13 protein-coding genes are annotated in these 14,775 nt (G+C 72.2%); 6 read left to right on the forward strand and 7 right to left on the reverse strand.

Annotated elements, in window-relative coordinates; translation table 11 throughout:
• Positions 1-142, forward strand: a 142-nt coding sequence (locus IE177_RS28395) for a phosphoglucose isomerase-related protein (RefSeq protein ID WP_190018316.1), incomplete at its 5' end; no start/stop codon positions are given.
• A gap of 93 nt (positions 143-235) precedes the next feature.
• Here the strand turns inward: IE177_RS28395 and IE177_RS28400 are convergent.
• The 3 genes from IE177_RS28400 to IE177_RS28410 form a co-directional block, all read right to left on the reverse strand.
• The gene (locus tag IE177_RS28400; protein ID WP_190018317.1) at positions 236-2,518 is read right to left on the reverse strand and encodes an ABC transporter permease; all 2,283 of its coding nucleotides are present in this window, start codon (positions 2,516-2,518) and stop codon (positions 236-238) included.
• A 91-nt stretch (positions 2,519-2,609) separates the two neighbouring features.
• On the reverse strand, positions 2,610-3,362 hold the full coding sequence (locus tag IE177_RS28405; protein WP_190018318.1) for an ABC transporter ATP-binding protein: 753 nt from the start codon (positions 3,360-3,362) through the stop codon (positions 2,610-2,612).
• Positions 3,359-3,874 (reverse strand): PadR family transcriptional regulator, encoded by a 516-nt coding sequence (locus tag IE177_RS28410; RefSeq protein ID WP_190018319.1) that lies wholly within the window; start codon positions 3,872-3,874, stop codon positions 3,359-3,361. The genes IE177_RS28405 and IE177_RS28410 overlap by 4 nt, the downstream gene beginning before the upstream one ends.
• Before the next feature lie 130 nt (positions 3,875-4,004).
• On the opposite strand from IE177_RS28410, the gene IE177_RS28415 reads away from it, so the two are divergent.
• The 5 genes from IE177_RS28415 (at position 4,005) to IE177_RS28435 (ending at position 10,650) form a co-directional block, all read left to right on the forward strand.
• On the forward strand, positions 4,005-5,276 hold the full coding sequence (locus IE177_RS28415; protein ID WP_190018320.1) for an ABC transporter substrate-binding protein: 1,272 nt from the start codon (positions 4,005-4,007) through the stop codon (positions 5,274-5,276).
• Positions 5,277-5,456: 180 nt separating this feature from the next.
• A complete protein-coding gene (locus IE177_RS28420) occupies positions 5,457-7,079 on the forward strand; it encodes a glycoside hydrolase family 13 protein (RefSeq protein WP_190018321.1) in 1,623 nt (540 codons plus the stop codon).
• 39 nt (positions 7,080-7,118) lie between these two features.
• Complete coding sequence (locus tag IE177_RS28425; RefSeq protein WP_190018460.1) at positions 7,119-8,444, forward strand: ABC transporter substrate-binding protein; 1,326 nt, start codon at positions 7,119-7,121, stop codon at positions 8,442-8,444.
• Positions 8,445-8,452: 8 nt separating this feature from the next.
• The gene (locus IE177_RS28430) at positions 8,453-9,805 is read left to right on the forward strand and encodes an ABC transporter permease (protein WP_190018322.1); all 1,353 of its coding nucleotides are present in this window, start codon (positions 8,453-8,455) and stop codon (positions 9,803-9,805) included.
• Between the two features lie 5 nt (positions 9,806-9,810).
• Positions 9,811-10,650 (forward strand): carbohydrate ABC transporter permease, encoded by an 840-nt coding sequence (locus IE177_RS28435; protein ID WP_190018461.1) that lies wholly within the window; start codon positions 9,811-9,813, stop codon positions 10,648-10,650.
• A gap of 78 nt (positions 10,651-10,728) precedes the next feature.
• On the opposite strand, the gene IE177_RS28440 is transcribed toward IE177_RS28435, so the two are convergent.
• From IE177_RS28440 to zwf, 4 genes are all read right to left on the reverse strand, one after another.
• The gene (locus IE177_RS28440) at positions 10,729-11,226 is read right to left on the reverse strand and encodes a lamin tail domain-containing protein (RefSeq protein WP_190018323.1); all 498 of its coding nucleotides are present in this window, start codon (positions 11,224-11,226) and stop codon (positions 10,729-10,731) included.
• A gap of 172 nt (positions 11,227-11,398) precedes the next feature.
• Positions 11,399-12,181 (reverse strand): 6-phosphogluconolactonase, encoded by a 783-nt coding sequence (pgl, locus tag IE177_RS28445; RefSeq protein WP_190018324.1) that lies wholly within the window; start codon positions 12,179-12,181, stop codon positions 11,399-11,401.
• Complete coding sequence (gene opcA / locus IE177_RS28450) at positions 12,178-13,239, reverse strand: glucose-6-phosphate dehydrogenase assembly protein OpcA (protein ID WP_190018325.1); 1,062 nt, start codon at positions 13,237-13,239, stop codon at positions 12,178-12,180. Before opcA ends, pgl begins: the two co-directional genes overlap by 4 nt.
• Positions 13,236-14,774, reverse strand: coding sequence for a glucose-6-phosphate dehydrogenase (gene zwf / locus IE177_RS28455; protein WP_190018326.1), 1,539 nt, complete (start codon positions 14,772-14,774; stop codon positions 13,236-13,238). Before zwf ends, opcA begins: the two co-directional genes overlap by 4 nt.
• Position 14,775 lies beyond the last annotated feature (1 nt).

The following is a 14,775-nucleotide window of genomic DNA, read 5'->3' on the forward strand; positions in this document are numbered from 1 at the left end:
CGACCAGTGGGGCGTGGAACTCGGCAAGGTCCTCGCCAAACGCGTCGAACCCGCCCTCACCGACGGCGCGGACGTCCCCGGCCTCGACGCCTCGACCAAGGCCCTCGTCGCCAGGTACCGGCAGCTGCGCGGCCGTAGCTGACCGTCCCCGAGCCGCGGCTGCCTCGGCGCCCCCTCTTGCGCGTGCAGTGCGCCCGCGAGAGGGGGCGGGTGTGCGTCCGTCCGCCCGCCGGGCTCAGGCCACCGCGCTCAGCGTGTCCGCCATGCGCCTGCGGGCGGCGCGGGCCGCGGGCAGCGCCGCCAGTCCCGCCGCCCCCAGCACCGCCGCCGTGCCCAGCAGGAGCAGCAGCCCGGGGGAGGGGGACCGGGCGATCCCCGCGCCGATGCCGCTGGAGCTGCCCTCGGCGTCGATCAGCAGGCGGGCCAGCGGCACGCCCAGCGCGGTGGCCGCGACGGCCGCGGCCAGGGCCGTACAGCTCGTCGCCGTGACGGTGATGGCGGTGATCTGCCGCGGGGACATGCCGATCGCCCGCAGCGCCAGCACGTCCCGCTCGCCCTCGCGGACACTGCCGCCGATCGCCGTGAGCAGCTCGACCAGCCCGATGAGGGCCAGGACGGCGATCAGCCCGGCGACGACCGCGCGCAGCGGGGACAGCCCGTCGGCGGGGTTCGTCACGGGGTGCACGTCCAGGTGGCCCCGGCCGGCCGAGGTGAGCGCGGCGGCCACGCGGTGCGGGTCGGCACCGGGACGCAGACGCAGTTCGCAGAAGGCGGGGGACAGCCCCGGATTGTTCTCGCGCAGGGCGTCCAGGGAGGTCGTCACCACCCGGCCGGCGTTCTGCGGTTCGATGCTCCGGCCCACGATGTGCAGGATCTGCGGCCGGTCGCCCACGGTGATCCGCACCCAGTCACCGACCCGCGCGTGCAGCAGGTCCAGCAGTCCTTGGCCGGCCACCGCCTCGTCCGGTCCGCTCGCGGCGCGGCCCTCGGCGAGCGCGTACGGGTAGGGCTCGTCCCGGGTGCCGATGCCGCGCAGCGCTACGGTCCCGGTCTGCCCGGGGACCAGCGCGGCCTCCTCCACGCCCGGATAGGCGGCGGCGACCCCCGGGTCTCGTGCCGCCAGGGCCCGTACCCCCGCCGGGTCCACGTCGCTGTCGTAGCGCACCGTGAGCGCGGTCGGCAGGCCCATGTGCCCGGGGCTGTCGTGGAACCGGTCGATGGTGGTCCACGCGCTCAGCGCCACCACGATCAGCACCAGCGGCAGCGTCAGCCGGGCCACCGTCGCGAGGGACCGGCCGCGTCCCGCGAACGCCCTGTGGCAGCCGAGGACCAGCGCTGCCGGCAGCCGCAGCCCCAGCGCCCGCCGGGTCAGGCCGGTCAGCCGGCCGCCCGCCGGCGCGGCCGGCCGGGGCACCGGGACCGGAGGCACCCGGCCCGCCCGCCAGGCCGCGAGCCCCGTGGTCAGACCGATGAACAGCACCGCGCCCACCGGTATCAGGAACAGCGCCGGGGTGTGCCCGGGCAGTCCCTGCCACACGCCGACGGCGTCCCCGAGCCGCCCCGGGACCCGGCGGCCCAGGGCCTCGGTGAGCGCGGCCGCGGCCACGGAGCCGAGCAGGGCGTACGCGAGGTGCTGGAGCAGAAAGACCCGTACCACCTGGCCCGGGGTGAAACCGATCGCCTTGAGCACCGACAGGTCCCGCAGGTGCCCGCGGATGCGGGTCGCGATCGCGCCGTGCACCGCCAGTCCGGCGGCGATCAGGGCGCCGAGACCGAACAGCCCGAGCACCTGCCCCAGCAGCCGGTTGTCGCCCTGTGCCGCGGAGCGCGCCTGCTGCCAGGTGGAGACCTCGCCGACCGCGCCCGAGCCCAGCGCGGTGACGGCGCGCTGCACCACGTAGTCCGTGTCGGCCGGATCGTCCAGCCGCAGTCCGATCACCTGGCCGCCGAAGGCGCGCACGGCCGACGGCGGCGCCCACACCAGACCCGGCTGTTCACCCGGGCTGTAGTGGGGTTCGGCGCTCTCCGCGACGCCCTCGACGGTGAGGGTGCGGGTGGTGCCGGGCAGGGTCAGGGTGTCCCCGGGCTCGGCCAGCAGGGACCGGGCCAGGCCGCTCTCCAGCACCACACCGTGCGGCTCGGCCGGGTCCAGCCAGTGACCGGCGGTGAGCAGCGGGCGGCCGACGGCGGGCAGGCCGGGGGTGCCGCGCAGTTCGACGGAGGCGCGGGTGCCGCGTACGGAGACGGTGGCGGCCTCGGTGCGGTAGGGCCCGGCGACGGAGTCGACGCCGTCCAGCCGGGCGAGCCTGCGGGCGTCCGCCGAGGGCACGGTGTGGATCCACACGTGGGCCCCGCGTGCCTGCGTGAAGACCCGCTGCCAGGGGTTCGTGGCGTAGCCGAACAGGGCGGTGGCCAGCAGCAGCGACGCGACGATGCCGGCGGTGGCCAGCACGAGGAACAGCGCCTCGCCGCGGTGCGTGCGCAGATCGGAGTGCGCCCAGCGCAGGGTGGCCCGCACGCGTCTCAGCCCCTCGCCCCGCACGGCACCGCCGCGCACGCCGTCAGCGCCGCCGGCCGGGCCGCCGGCCGTCCCGCCGCCGTCCCCGCCATCAGTCCCTCAGCTCCAGCACACCGGATATGCCACCGCGCCGGGAGGGGGCGCCGTCCAGGGCGGCGTCGTCGGCTATGCGGCCGTCGAAGAAGCTGATCACCCGGTCCGCGGCGCTGGCCAGCCGGGCGTCGTGCGTGACCAGCACGATGGTCTGGCCGCGCCCGTGGAAGCGGGACAGCAGCCGCATCACCTCGCGGGTGCCCTTGCTGTCGAGACTGCCCGCGGGCTCGTCCGCGAGCAGCAGCGGCGGATGGTTGACCAGGGCCCGGGCGAGCGCGACCCGCTGCTGCTCGCCGCCGGACAGCTCGCCGGGCATGCTGCGTTCCTTGCCCTTCAGGCCCAGCTCGGCGAGGAGGGCCTCGCGCTCGGCGCGTGCCTTCTTCGGCGGGACGCCGGCGAGCAGGGCGGGCAGCTCGACGTTGTCGGCTACGGACAGGTCCGACACCAGGTTGAAGAACTGGAAGACGATGCCGATGGCCTTGCGGCGCTCCACCGCCCAGCGCGCCTCGCCGAAGGAGTCCGTGCACCGGCCGTCCAGCCAGATGCTGCCCTCGTCCGGCCGCTGCAGCCCGCCCAGCAGGTGCAGCAGCGTCGACTTCCCGGCCCCGGAGGGCCCGGTGATCGCGACGAACTCGCCCGGCGCGACGGCCAGGTCCACCCCGCGCACGGCGTGCGCGGGCGCGCCCTCGCCGTGGTGGGTCTTCACGAGCCCTTCGGCGCGCAGCAGGGGAGCGGCAGAGCCGTCGCTCATTCCAGCTCCTCCAGTTCCTCCTGGCACCGCTCCAGCCAGTCGAGGTCGGCCTGCAGGTGCAGCATCGCGCCCTCGATCAGCAGATGGGCGATTCGGTTGTCCCGGTTCTCGGCCGCGGCCAGTTTCGAGAGATTGCGCATGGTGTTGAGGTACTGGCGCCGCTGCCTGTTGATGAGGGCGATCTGGTCGGCGAGACCGGTCTGCGGGGCGAGGGCGAGCTTCATGAAGAACTCGTCCCGCACCCGAGGCTCGTCCTCGGTCTCCTCGAACCAGGCGTGCAGCGCCTCCCGCCCGGCGTCGGTGAGGTGGTAGACCTTCTTGTTGGGCCGGCTGGACTGCTCGACGTCCTCGCCCTCGATCAGTCCCGACTTCTCGAGGCGGCCGAGGGTGACGTAGATCTGGCCGACGTTCGGCTGAGGGTACGCGGAGCCCAGCAGGAGCTCAAGGTCCTGCTTCAGCTCGTAACCGTGGGCGGCGCCGCGCGCGAGGAGTGCCAGGAGGGGCAGGCGCACTCGTGCTGTCCTCCTAGTCTGCGTAATGTGCTCCAGGCCCTAGTATCGCCCATACCTAACAGGTATACATGGCCTCTGACTCCCGGGCGAGGGTGCCCGGAGCCGGGTGTACGTGTTCAGGGAGGAACCTATGCGGTGGATGCGCGCCGCCGGTAGGGGCCTTCTCGCCCTCGTCGTGATCATGACCGGGTACGTCGCCTCCGGCGCCCGCGCCGGCGAGGGCGCCGTCCAGGGGCGCGGCCCGCTCACCCTCGCCACGGCCGGCGACCTCACCGGCTACCTCGGCCCGCTGCTCCAGGGCTGGAACCGTACCCACCCCGGCGAGAAGGTCACGCTGGTCGAGCTGCCGGACTCCGCGGACGAGACCCACGCGCAGATGACCACCGACCTCAGCGGCGGCGACCGCGGCCGCTTCGACGTCCTGAACATCGACGTCAACTGGACCTCGGAGTTCGCGGCGGCCGGCTGGATCCGCCCGCTGCCCCGCGACCGCTTCCCGCTGAAGAGCTTCCTGCGGCCGGTCGTGGACACGGCCACCTACGACGGACGCCTGTACGCCGTCCCCTACGTCACCAACGCCGGGCTGCTGCTGTACCGCAAGGACGTCCTCGACAAGGAGGGCGTGCCGCCGCCGCGCACCTGGGCCGAGCTGGAGCACGACGCGAAGACCATCGCGCCCAGGTACGGCCTCGGCGGCTACGCGGGCCAGTTCCTGCCCTACGAGGGCCTCACCGTGAACGCGGCCGAGGCGGTGTACTCGGCGGGCGGCACGATCCTCGGCTCCGAGGGCACCCGGGTCACCGTCGACTCCGCCGCCGCCCGCGAGGGCATCGGCTTCCTCGCCCGCGGCGTACGGGAGGGCTGGATACCGAAACAGGCACTGACGTACAAGGAGGAGGAGTCCAAGCAGGCGTTCCAGGACGGCAGGCTGCTCTTCCTGCGCAACTGGCCCTACGCCTACGCCGTCGCCTCCGCCAAGGGCTCGAAGGTCGCCGGGCGGATCGGAGCCGTGCCGCTGCCCGGTCCCGACGGGCCGGGCCGGAGCGTGCTCGGCGGCTCCAACCTCGCGGTCAACTCCCGTGCCCGGCACCCCGACTCCGCCGCGCGCCTGATCGCCTACCTCACCAGCGCGCCCGTCCAGCGGCAGGTGCTCACCCGGGGCGCACTGCCCCCCGTGCGCGCCGCGCTGTACGAAGACCCCGCACTGGTGAAGCGCTTCCCCTACCTGCCGACGCTGCGCGCCGCCGTCGTCACCGCCTCGCCGCGCCCCAAGAGCGCGCACTACGACCAGGTCAGCCTGGTGGTACAGGCGGTCGTGCAGGACGCGCTCGCCGGGCGTCAGACGCCCGGACAGGCCGTGCGCCGACTGGCGCGCGAGCTCGACGCCATCGCGCGCCGATAAGCCCTCCCTAGTTACTTGTTAAGTAACGCCGCCATCACGACTGCTGTCACCTTGGGGTGAAATGCCCTTATTTGAACGGTGGACCGGCCGGTAACGTCTGTTCATCTCATTGACACCCTCAAGCGACGCCTACCTAACATGCATGCATAACAGCCCCTCTTCAGAGACAGGTCCACTGGGTTGAACAGGCATCATTGGTGGCGTGACGCGGTGATCTACCAGGTCTACGTGCGCAGCTTCCTGGACAGCACCGGCGACGGCGTCGGCGATCTGGCCGGCGTCCGAGCCGGGCTCCCGTACCTGAAGAAGCTCGGCGTCGACGGCATCTGGCTGAGCCCGTTCTACCCCTCGCCGCAGCACGACCACGGCTACGACGTGGCCGACTACTGCGGCGTCGACCCGCTCTTCGGCGACCTCGACGAGTTCGACCTGCTGATGGCGGCCGCCCGGCGGCTCGGCATCAAGGTCCTCCTCGACATCGTCCCCAACCACTGCTCCAGCGAGCACCCCTGGTTCCGCGAGGCGCTCGAGGACGCGCCCGGCGGCCCGGCCCGCGCCCGCTTCCACTTCGCCGACGGCCGCGGCCCCGACGGCAGCGAGCCGCCCAACAACTGGCACGCCATGTTCGGCGGCCCCGCCTGGAGCAGGGTGACCGGGCCCGACGGCCGCCCCGGCCAGTGGTACCTGCACATGTTCACGCCCGAGCAGCCCGACTGGAACTGGCGCAACCCGGAGGTCCCCGCCGAGTTCGAGCGCGTCCTGCGCTTCTGGCTCGACCGGGGCGTGGACGGTTTCCGCATCGACGTCGCCGCCGGCCTGTTCAAGCACCCCGAACTGCCAGACTCCGACGACCCCGAGGCCGACGCCCGCACCCGCGACTCGGTCAACCCGCTCGCCTGGAACCAGCCCGAGGTGCACGAGGTGTGGCGCCGCTGGCGCTCCATATGCGAGGAGTACACCGGCCGCGACGGCCGCGAACGCCTCCTCGTCGGCGAGGTCTCCGTCCCCACCGCCCGCGAACACGCCCGCTACGTCCGGCCCGACGAACTCCACCAGGCCTTCTTCTTCGACCTGCTCGGCGCCCACTGGGACCCCGACGCCTTCCGCAAGGTCATCTCCGAGGCCATGCAGGACATCGCCGGCACGGGCTCCACCGTCACCTGGGTTCTCAACAACCACGACCAGGTCCGCACGGTCACCCGCTACGGCGAGCCCGCCACCGAGGGCAGCGGCCTCGGCGCCGCCCGCGCCCGCGCCGCCGCGCTGCTGATGCTGGCGCTGCCCGGCGCCGCGTACATCTACCAGGGCGAGGAGCTGGGCCTGCCCGAGGTCGTCGACCTGCCCGACGACGTGCTCACCGACCCGATCTTCCACCGCACCGGAAGCCGCGCCCGCATCCGCGACGGCTGCCGGGTGCCGCTGCCCTGGTCCGGACAGGCCTCCCCGTTCGGATTCACCTCCGGCGCGGACGGCGCCCGGCCCTGGCTGCCGCAGCCGTCGTACTTCGCCGAGTACGCCACCGACCGCGCCCTCGCCGACACGCAGTCCTTCTGGCACCTGTACCGCGACGGCCTCCAGCTGCGGCACTCCCTGCCCCAGCTGGGCGAGGGCACCCTGCGCTGGCTGGACACCCCGCCCGGCGTGCTCGCCTTCGACCGCGGTGACGGACTGGTCTGCGCCGTCAACTTCGGCACGGCCCCCACGCCCGCACCGGTCCCCGGCACCCCCCTGCTCTCCAGCGGCCCCTGCCCGCCCGGCGTCCTGTCCGGATCCACGGCGGCCTGGTGGCTCGCCGACCTCTGATCCACCGTCCACACCCATTTCCCTGAAGGGACATCGATGATGATGCGACGACGTACCACCCTGCTCACGAGCTGCACCGCGCTCACCCTCGCCCTCGGCGCCACCGCGTGCGGCGGCGACGACGTCTCCGCGGGCGGCGGTGACAAGGCACTGAGCGGCCAGACGGTCACCGTGGCCGGCGTCTGGTCCGGCAGCGAGCAGAAGAACTTCCAGAAGGTGCTGGACGCGTTCAGCGAGAAGACCGGCGCCAAGACCCAGTTCGTCTCCACCGGTGACAACGTCTCCACCGTCGTCGGCAGCAAGATCGAGGGCGGCAACGCGCCCGACGTCGTGATGGTCCCGCAGGTCGGCGTGCTCCAGCAGTTCGCGAAGAAGGGCTGGCTCAAGCCGCTCTCCGGCACCGCCCGGCAGACCATCGGCGCCGACTACGCGCCCGTGTGGAAGAAGTACGGCAGCGTCGACGGCACCCTGTACGGCCTCTACTTCAAGGCCGCCCACAAGTCGACCGTCTGGTACAGCCCCGACGCCCTCGCCCAGGCCGGGGTCAAGGCGCCCAAGACGTACGACGCGCTGCTCAAGGCCGGGCACACCGTCTCCGACTCCGGCCTCGCCGCGTTCTCGGTCGCCGGACAGGACGGCTGGACCCTCACCGACTGGTTCGAGAACATCTACCTCTCCCAGGCCGGGCCCCAGAAGTACGACGCCCTCGCCGCGCACGAGCTCAAGTGGACCGACGCGAGCGTGGTCAAGGCCCTCGGCACGCTCGGCAGGCTCTTCAAGGACAAGCAGCTGGTCGCCGGCGGCCAGAAGGAGGCCCTGAACACCGACTTCCCCGGCTCGGTGGAGAAGGTGTTCGGGCCCGAGCCCAAGGCGGGCATGGTGTACGAGGGCGACTTCGTCGCCGGTGTCGCCCACGACCAGTACGGCAAGGCGATCGGCAAGGACGCGGACTTCTTCCCCTTCCCCGCGGTCGACGGCGGCAAGGCCCCGGTGGTCAGCGGCGGTGACGCGGCGGTCGTCCTCAAGGACGGCAAGAACGCCAAGGCCGGTATGAAGCTCCTCGAGTACCTCGCGACCCCCGAGGCGTCCGCCGTGTGGGCGAAGGCGGGCGGCTTCCTGTCCCCGAACAAGAAGCTCGACCTCGCCTCCTACGGCGACGACGTCACCCGCGCCACCGCCAAGTCCCTGGTGGGCGCCGGGGACTCGGTCCGCTTCGACATGTCCGACCAGGCCCCGGCGGCCTTCGGCGGCACCAAGGGCGCCGGCGAGTGGAAGCTGCTGCAGGACTTCCTGCGTGACCCGTCCGACCCGAAGGGCACCGCGGCCAAGCTCGAAGCCGCGGCGGCCAAGGCCTACCAGGACTGAGCCGCGCCATGTCCGCCACCACACTCGTGAAACAGCAGGCGGGCCCGCGGGCCGCCGGCCCGGCGCCCGCGCGCCGCGGCCGGCGGCGCGCCCGGCTGATCGCCCTGCTCTTCGTCTTCCCCGCGCTGCTCCTGCTCGGCGCGCTCGTCGTCTACCCGGTGCTGTTCTCCGTCGGCCGGAGCTTCTTCGACGCATCCGGCACCCGGTTCGTCGGCGGCGACAACTACGCCGAGATGTTCCGCGACCCGGCCACACTGAAAGCCATCCGCAACACCACCATCTGGGTGGTGGTGGCCCCCGCCCTGCTGACCGGCCTCGGGCTGATCCTGGCCGTGCTGGTGGAGAAGGTCCGCTGGGCGACCGCCTTCAAGCTGCTGCTGTTCATGCCGATGGCGGTCTCCTTCCTCGCCGCCGGCATCATCTTCCGGCTCGCCTACGACGAGGACCCGGACAAGGGCGTCCTCAACGCCGCCGTCGTCTCGGTCCACGACGCCTTCAAGGACCCGTCGGCGTACCCGACGGCCCGGGGGCGTCAGGGCGTGCTGACCCAGGGACGCGACGGCTCCTACGGCACGACCGCCGCGACGGGCCGGACGGTGACGCTGCCCATGGTCGGCGTCCTGCCGGCGGACCTGCCCCGGGACGCGGCGCCGGCGCACCGGGCGGCCGCCGCCGGGGCCCGCCCCGACGAGCTGCGCGGCGTCGTCTACCTGGACTTCACCCCCGGCGGGGGAGGCAGGCAGGGCGTGGTCGACCGGCGCGAGAGCGGACTGCCCGGCATGAAGGTCGAGGCGGTACGGGCGGGGAGGACGGTCGCGAGCACGACGACCGCCGCCGACGGGTCCTTCCGCTTCTCGGGGCTGGACGGCGGCTCGTACGCGGTGCGGCTGCCCGCCGCCAACTTCGCCGCGCCCTACCAGGGGGTCTCCTGGCTCGGACCGACGCTCGTCACCCCGGCGATCATCGGCGCGTACCTGTGGATCTGGACGGGCTTCGCCATGGTGCTGATCGGCGCGGGCCTGTCGAGCCTGCCCCGGGACGCGCTGGAGGCGGCCCGGATGGACGGCGCGAACGAGTGGCAGATCTTCCGCCGGATCACCGTCCCGCTGCTCGCGCCCGTACTCACCGTGGTCTTCGTGACCCTCGTGATCAACGTGATGAAGGTCTTCGACCTCGTCTACATCATCGCGCCGGGACCGGTGCAGGAGGACGCCACCGTCCTCGCGACCCAGATGTGGCTCGTGTCCTTCGGCGGCGGCAACAACCAGGGTCTCGGCAGCGCCCTCGGAGTGCTCCTGCTGCTCCTGGTCATCCCCGCGATGGTGTTCAACGTCCGCCGTTTCCGAAGGAGTCAGCGATGAGGGCGATGAACGCGATCCGGCGGGGCCTGGCCAACGGACTGGTGCAGGCGTTCCTCGTGGTGATCGGCCTGGTGTGGCTGACCCCGCTCGCGGGACTGTTCCTGTCCTCGCTCCGGTCGGTCCAGGACACCGCCAAGGGCGGCTGGTGGACGGCGCTCGCCAGTCCCGGCCGGCTGTCCTTCGACAACTACTCGGCGCTGCTGAAGAACTCCGGCATGACGCAGGCGTTCTGGAACACCGTGCTGATCTCGGTGCCGACCACCTTCCTGGTCGTCGTCATCGCGGCGCTGGCCGGATACGCCTTCGCCTGGCTGGACTTCCCGTTCCGGGAGCCGCTGTTCCTGCTGGTGGTCGCCCTGCTGGTGGTGCCGGTGCAGATCGGCCTGCTGCCGGTGGCCAAACTCTTCGGGCAGCTGGGCCTGTTCGGCACCATCCCCGGCGTCGTCCTGTTCCACGTGGCCTACGGACTGCCGTTCGCGGTGTTCCTGCTCCGCAACTACTTCGCGGAGATGCCCAAGGAGATGCTGGAGGCGGCCCGGATGGACGGCGGCACCGAGTGGCGCATCTTCACCCGGCTGGTACTGCCGGTGGGCCGCCCGGCCATCGCCTCCCTCGCCATCTTCCAGTTCCTGTGGGTCTGGAACGACATGCTGGTGGCCCTGCTCTTCGCCGACAGCTCCTCCCAGCCCCTGACCGTCCAGCTCCAGTCCCAGATCCGCCAGTTCGGCAGCAACATCGACGTCCTGGCCCCGGGCGCCTTCCTGTCCCTGATCGTGCCGGTGGTGGTGTTCTTCGCCTTCCAGCGGCACTTCGTCCAGGGCGTCATGGCAGGCTCGGTGAAATGACCCCACCTGACGGGGGTCGCACGGAGGCGGCCGGAACCCCGGCCGCCTCCGCGTCGGGCGCCGTCAGGTGACGCGCCCTCAGCCGTGGAAGGTGATGTAGCCGTTGCCGTCCCGGTCGTCGCGGGACTTGGTGTAGGCGTGGGTGTCCGCGTGGGCGCCGGACGGCTTGTACAGGTAGATGGTGTCCTTGTCGTTGTTCCAGAGGAAGTTGCAGTTCTGGCGGTAGACGACGTTCTTCGCGTCCGAGTCGGTGCCGTGGCCCCCGCGCAGCTTCACGTAGTCGCCCGGACCGAGGTAGTGATCGGCACGGAAGGTGAACTTGTTGCTGGTGGTGGTGTCCTTGACCACGTAACCCTTGAGGTTCACGGTCGCGGTGCGCGAGTAGTTCTTGATCGTCACGTACTCGCTCTTGGAGTTGCCGGTGCTGCAGCTGTTGGAGTCCCGCCCCGGAGCGTCGTACTGGACGCCCTTGACCTTCAGGGCGGAGGAGTACTCGGCGGCCTGGGCCGGGGCCGAGACGACGACGGCGAGAGTGCCGGCCGCCACGGTTGCGGCCAGCGCGAAGCGTATACGCATGAGGTCCCCCCTCAATGGTGCGGATGGAGCGGCAGGAGCTTACACAAAAGATGGCCGGTACATGAGGTTCCGGTGCGGAAAGTGTGAAGAACCTGACTGAGGGGGTGTCACGCAAAACGGGAGGAGGGCGGCGAAGGGGTCGTCCCCTCGCCGCCCTCGGAGCCTCACACGCTCAGGGCGAAGCCGGTGGGTACAGCGACCGCGGCAGGTTGGAGGCCGCCGCGGCGTCCAGCAGCCACAGCGTGCGCGCCCGGCCGTACGCCCCCGCCGCCGGCGCCTGCACCTCGCCCGCGCCCGACAGGGCGATGGCCGCGGCCTCCGCCTTGTCCTGGCCGGCCGCGAGGAGCCACACCTCGCGGGCCGCCCGGATCGCCGGGAGGGTCAGGCTGATCCGGGTCGGCGGCGGCTTCGGCGCCCCGTGCACCCCGACCACCGTGCGCTCGGTCTCCCGCACGGCGGGCAACTCCGGGAAGAGCGAGGCCACATGGGTGTCCGGGCCGACGCCCAGCATCAGCACGTCGAAGGTGGGGACCGAGCCGTGGTTGCCCGGCCCGGCTGCCTTCGCCAGTTCGGCGGCGTAGGCCTCCGCCGCCGCGTCGACGTCCGCGCCGTAGGGGCCGTCGGAGGCGGGCATGGCGTGCACGCGCTCCGGGTCCAGCGGCACGGAGTCCAGCAGCGCCTCGCGGGCCTGCGTGACATTGCGCTCGGGATCGCCCTCGGGCAGGTAGCGCTCGTCGCCCCACCACAGGTCGATGCGGCCCCAGTCCACGGCGTCCCGGGCGGGAGCCGCCGCCAGCGCGGCCAGCAGACCGTTGCCGTTGCGGCCGCCCGTGAGCACCACGGACGCGGCGCCCCTGGAGGCCTGCGCGTCCACGATCCGGGTGATCAGGCGGGCCGCGGCGGCCTGCGCCATCAGCTCCTTGTCACGGTGGACGACCAGCTGCGGAGTGCTCACTTCGCCGCCGCCTTCCTCGCCGGGGCCTTCTTCGCGGTCCGCGCCGCGGCCTTCTTCGCGGGCGCCGTCGCGGCCTCCTCCGCCGGCTCGGCCCCGGCCGGGGGCTCGTCCGCCGCGGGCTGCTGCTCCGGCACCGTGTTCAGCCGCTCCACGCCGTAGCGCAGCGCCGACGCGTAGGTGTCGTCCGGGTCGAGCCGGCGCAGTTCCTCCGCGATCAGCTCGGCGGTGTCCCGCCGCTTGAGCGCCACCGCGCGGGCCGGCTGGCCCTCGATGGACAGCGTGGCCAGCGAGCCGTCCGCGCGGTCCAGGACGATCGGGCCGCAGCTCGTGTCCAGCCGCACCGCGGTGAGCCCCGGACCGGACGACAGCGACCGCTTCACCCGCACGTCCAGCCGGTCCGCCAGCCACATCGCCAGCAGTTCGCAGCTCGGGTTGAACTCCTCGCCCTCCACCTCGACGGCCCGCACCTCGCAGACCACCTGGTCCAGCGCGGCCGCGAGCATCGAGCGCCACGGGGTGATCCGGGTCCACGACAGGTCCGTGTCGCCGGGCGTGTAGGCCTCGGCGCGGGCGGACAGCTCCCGCACGGGCTGCTCGGCGGCGTAGGTGTCGGTGACCCGGCGCTGGGCGAGCGCGCCGAGGGGGTCCTTGGCCGGGTCCAGCGGCGCGTTCACCGGCCACCACACGACGACGGGGGCGTCCGGCAGCAGCAGCGGCAGCACGACCGAGTCGGCATGGTCGGACACCTCGCCGTACAGCCGGAGCACGACCGTCTCGCCGGTGCCCGCGTCCGCGCCCACCCGGACCTCCGCGTCCAGCCGCGAGGACGTGCGGTCGCGCGGGCTGCGCGAGACCCGTTTGATGACCACCAGCGTGCGCGAGGGGTGCTCGCGCGAGGCGTCGTTGGCGGCCTTCAGGGAGTCGTAGGCGTTCTCCTCGTCGGTGACGATGACGAGGGTCAGGACCATGCCGACGGCGGGTGTGCCGATGGCCCGGCGGCCCCTGACGAGCGCCTTGTTGATGTCGCCGGCGGTGGTGTCGGTCAGGTCTATCTTCATGGCCGGCGCCAGCTCCGTCCGTCTCGTGCGAGCATCTCGTCCGCCTCGGCCGGCCCCCAGGTGCCCGACTTGTACTGTGCGGGCCTGCCGTGCGCGTCCCAGTGCTGCTCGATCGGGTCGAGGATCTTCCAGGACAGCTCGACCTCCTCCGTGCGCGGGAAGAGGTTGGCGTCGCCGAGCAGCACGTCCAGGATGAGCCGCTCGTACGCCTCCGGGCTGGACTCCGTGAAGGACTCGCCGTAGGCGAAGTCCATGGACACGTCCCGGATCTCCATCGAGGTGCCGGGCACCTTCGACCCGAAGCGGACCGTGATGCCCTCGTCGGGCTGGACGCGGATGACGATCGCGTTCTGCCCCAGCTCCTCCGTCGCCGTGTGGTCGAAGGGGGAGTGCGGGGCCCGCTGGAAGACGACCGCGATCTCCGTCACCCGGCGGCCGAGCCGCTTGCCGGTGCGCAGGTAGAAGGGGACGCCCGCCCAGCGGCGGTTGTCTATCTCCAGCTTGACCGCCGCGTAGGTGTCGGTCTTCGACTTCTGGTCGATGCCCTCTTCCTCGAGGTACCCGATGACCTTCTCGCCGCCCTGCCAGCCGGCCGCGTACTGGCCGCGCACGGTGTCGCGGCTCAGGTCCCTCGGCAGCCGGACGGCGCCCAGCACCTTGGTCTTCTCCGCGGCCAGCGCGTCCGCGCCGAAGGAGGCGGGCTCCTCCATGGCGGTGAGCGCCATCAGCTGGAGCAGGTGGTTCTGGATGACGTCCCGGGCGGCGCCGATGCCGTCGTAGTAGCCGGCCCGGCCGCCGATGCCGATGTCCTCGGCCATCGTGATCTGCACGTGGTCCACGAAGGACCGGTTCCAGATCGGCTCGAACATCGTGTTGGCGAAGCGCAGCGCCAAAATGTTCTGGACGGTCTCCTTGCCGAGGTAGTGGTCGATCCGGAACACCTGGTCCGGCTCGAACACCTCGTGCACGATCCCGTTCAGCTCCTCGGCCGACCGCAGGTCGTGCCCGAACGGCTTCTCGATGACCGCGCGCCGCCAGGAACCCCCGGTCTGGTCGGCGAGGCCGTGCTTCTTCAGCTGCTGGATGACGACGGGGAAGGAGCGCGGCGGCACCGACAGGTAGAAGGCGAAGTTGCCGCCCGTGCCCTGGGCCTTGTCCAGTTCGTCGATGGTGGAGCGCAGCCGCTCGAACGCGTCGTCGTCGTCGAAGGTGCCCTGGACGAAGCGCATCCCCTGGATGAGCTGCTGCCAGACCTCCTCGCGGAACGGGGTGCGGGCGTGCGCCTTGACGGCGTCGTGGACCTCCTGCGCGAAGTCCTCGTTCTCCCACTCGCGGCGGGCGAAGCCCACCAGCGAGAAGCCCGGCGGCAGCAGACCCCGGTTGGCGAGGTCGTACACCGCGGGCATCAGCTTCTTGCGGGACAGGTCGCCCGTGACCCCGAAGATGACCAGGCCCGACGGCCCCGCGATGCGCGGGAGCCGTCGGTCGGCCGGGTCACGAAGCGGGTTCGCTCCGGAACCGGAAACGGGTGACAAG

This window comes from Streptomyces lucensis JCM 4490, from assembly GCF_014650035.1.
GTDB lineage: Bacteria > Actinomycetota > Actinomycetes > Streptomycetales > Streptomycetaceae > Streptomyces > Streptomyces lucensis.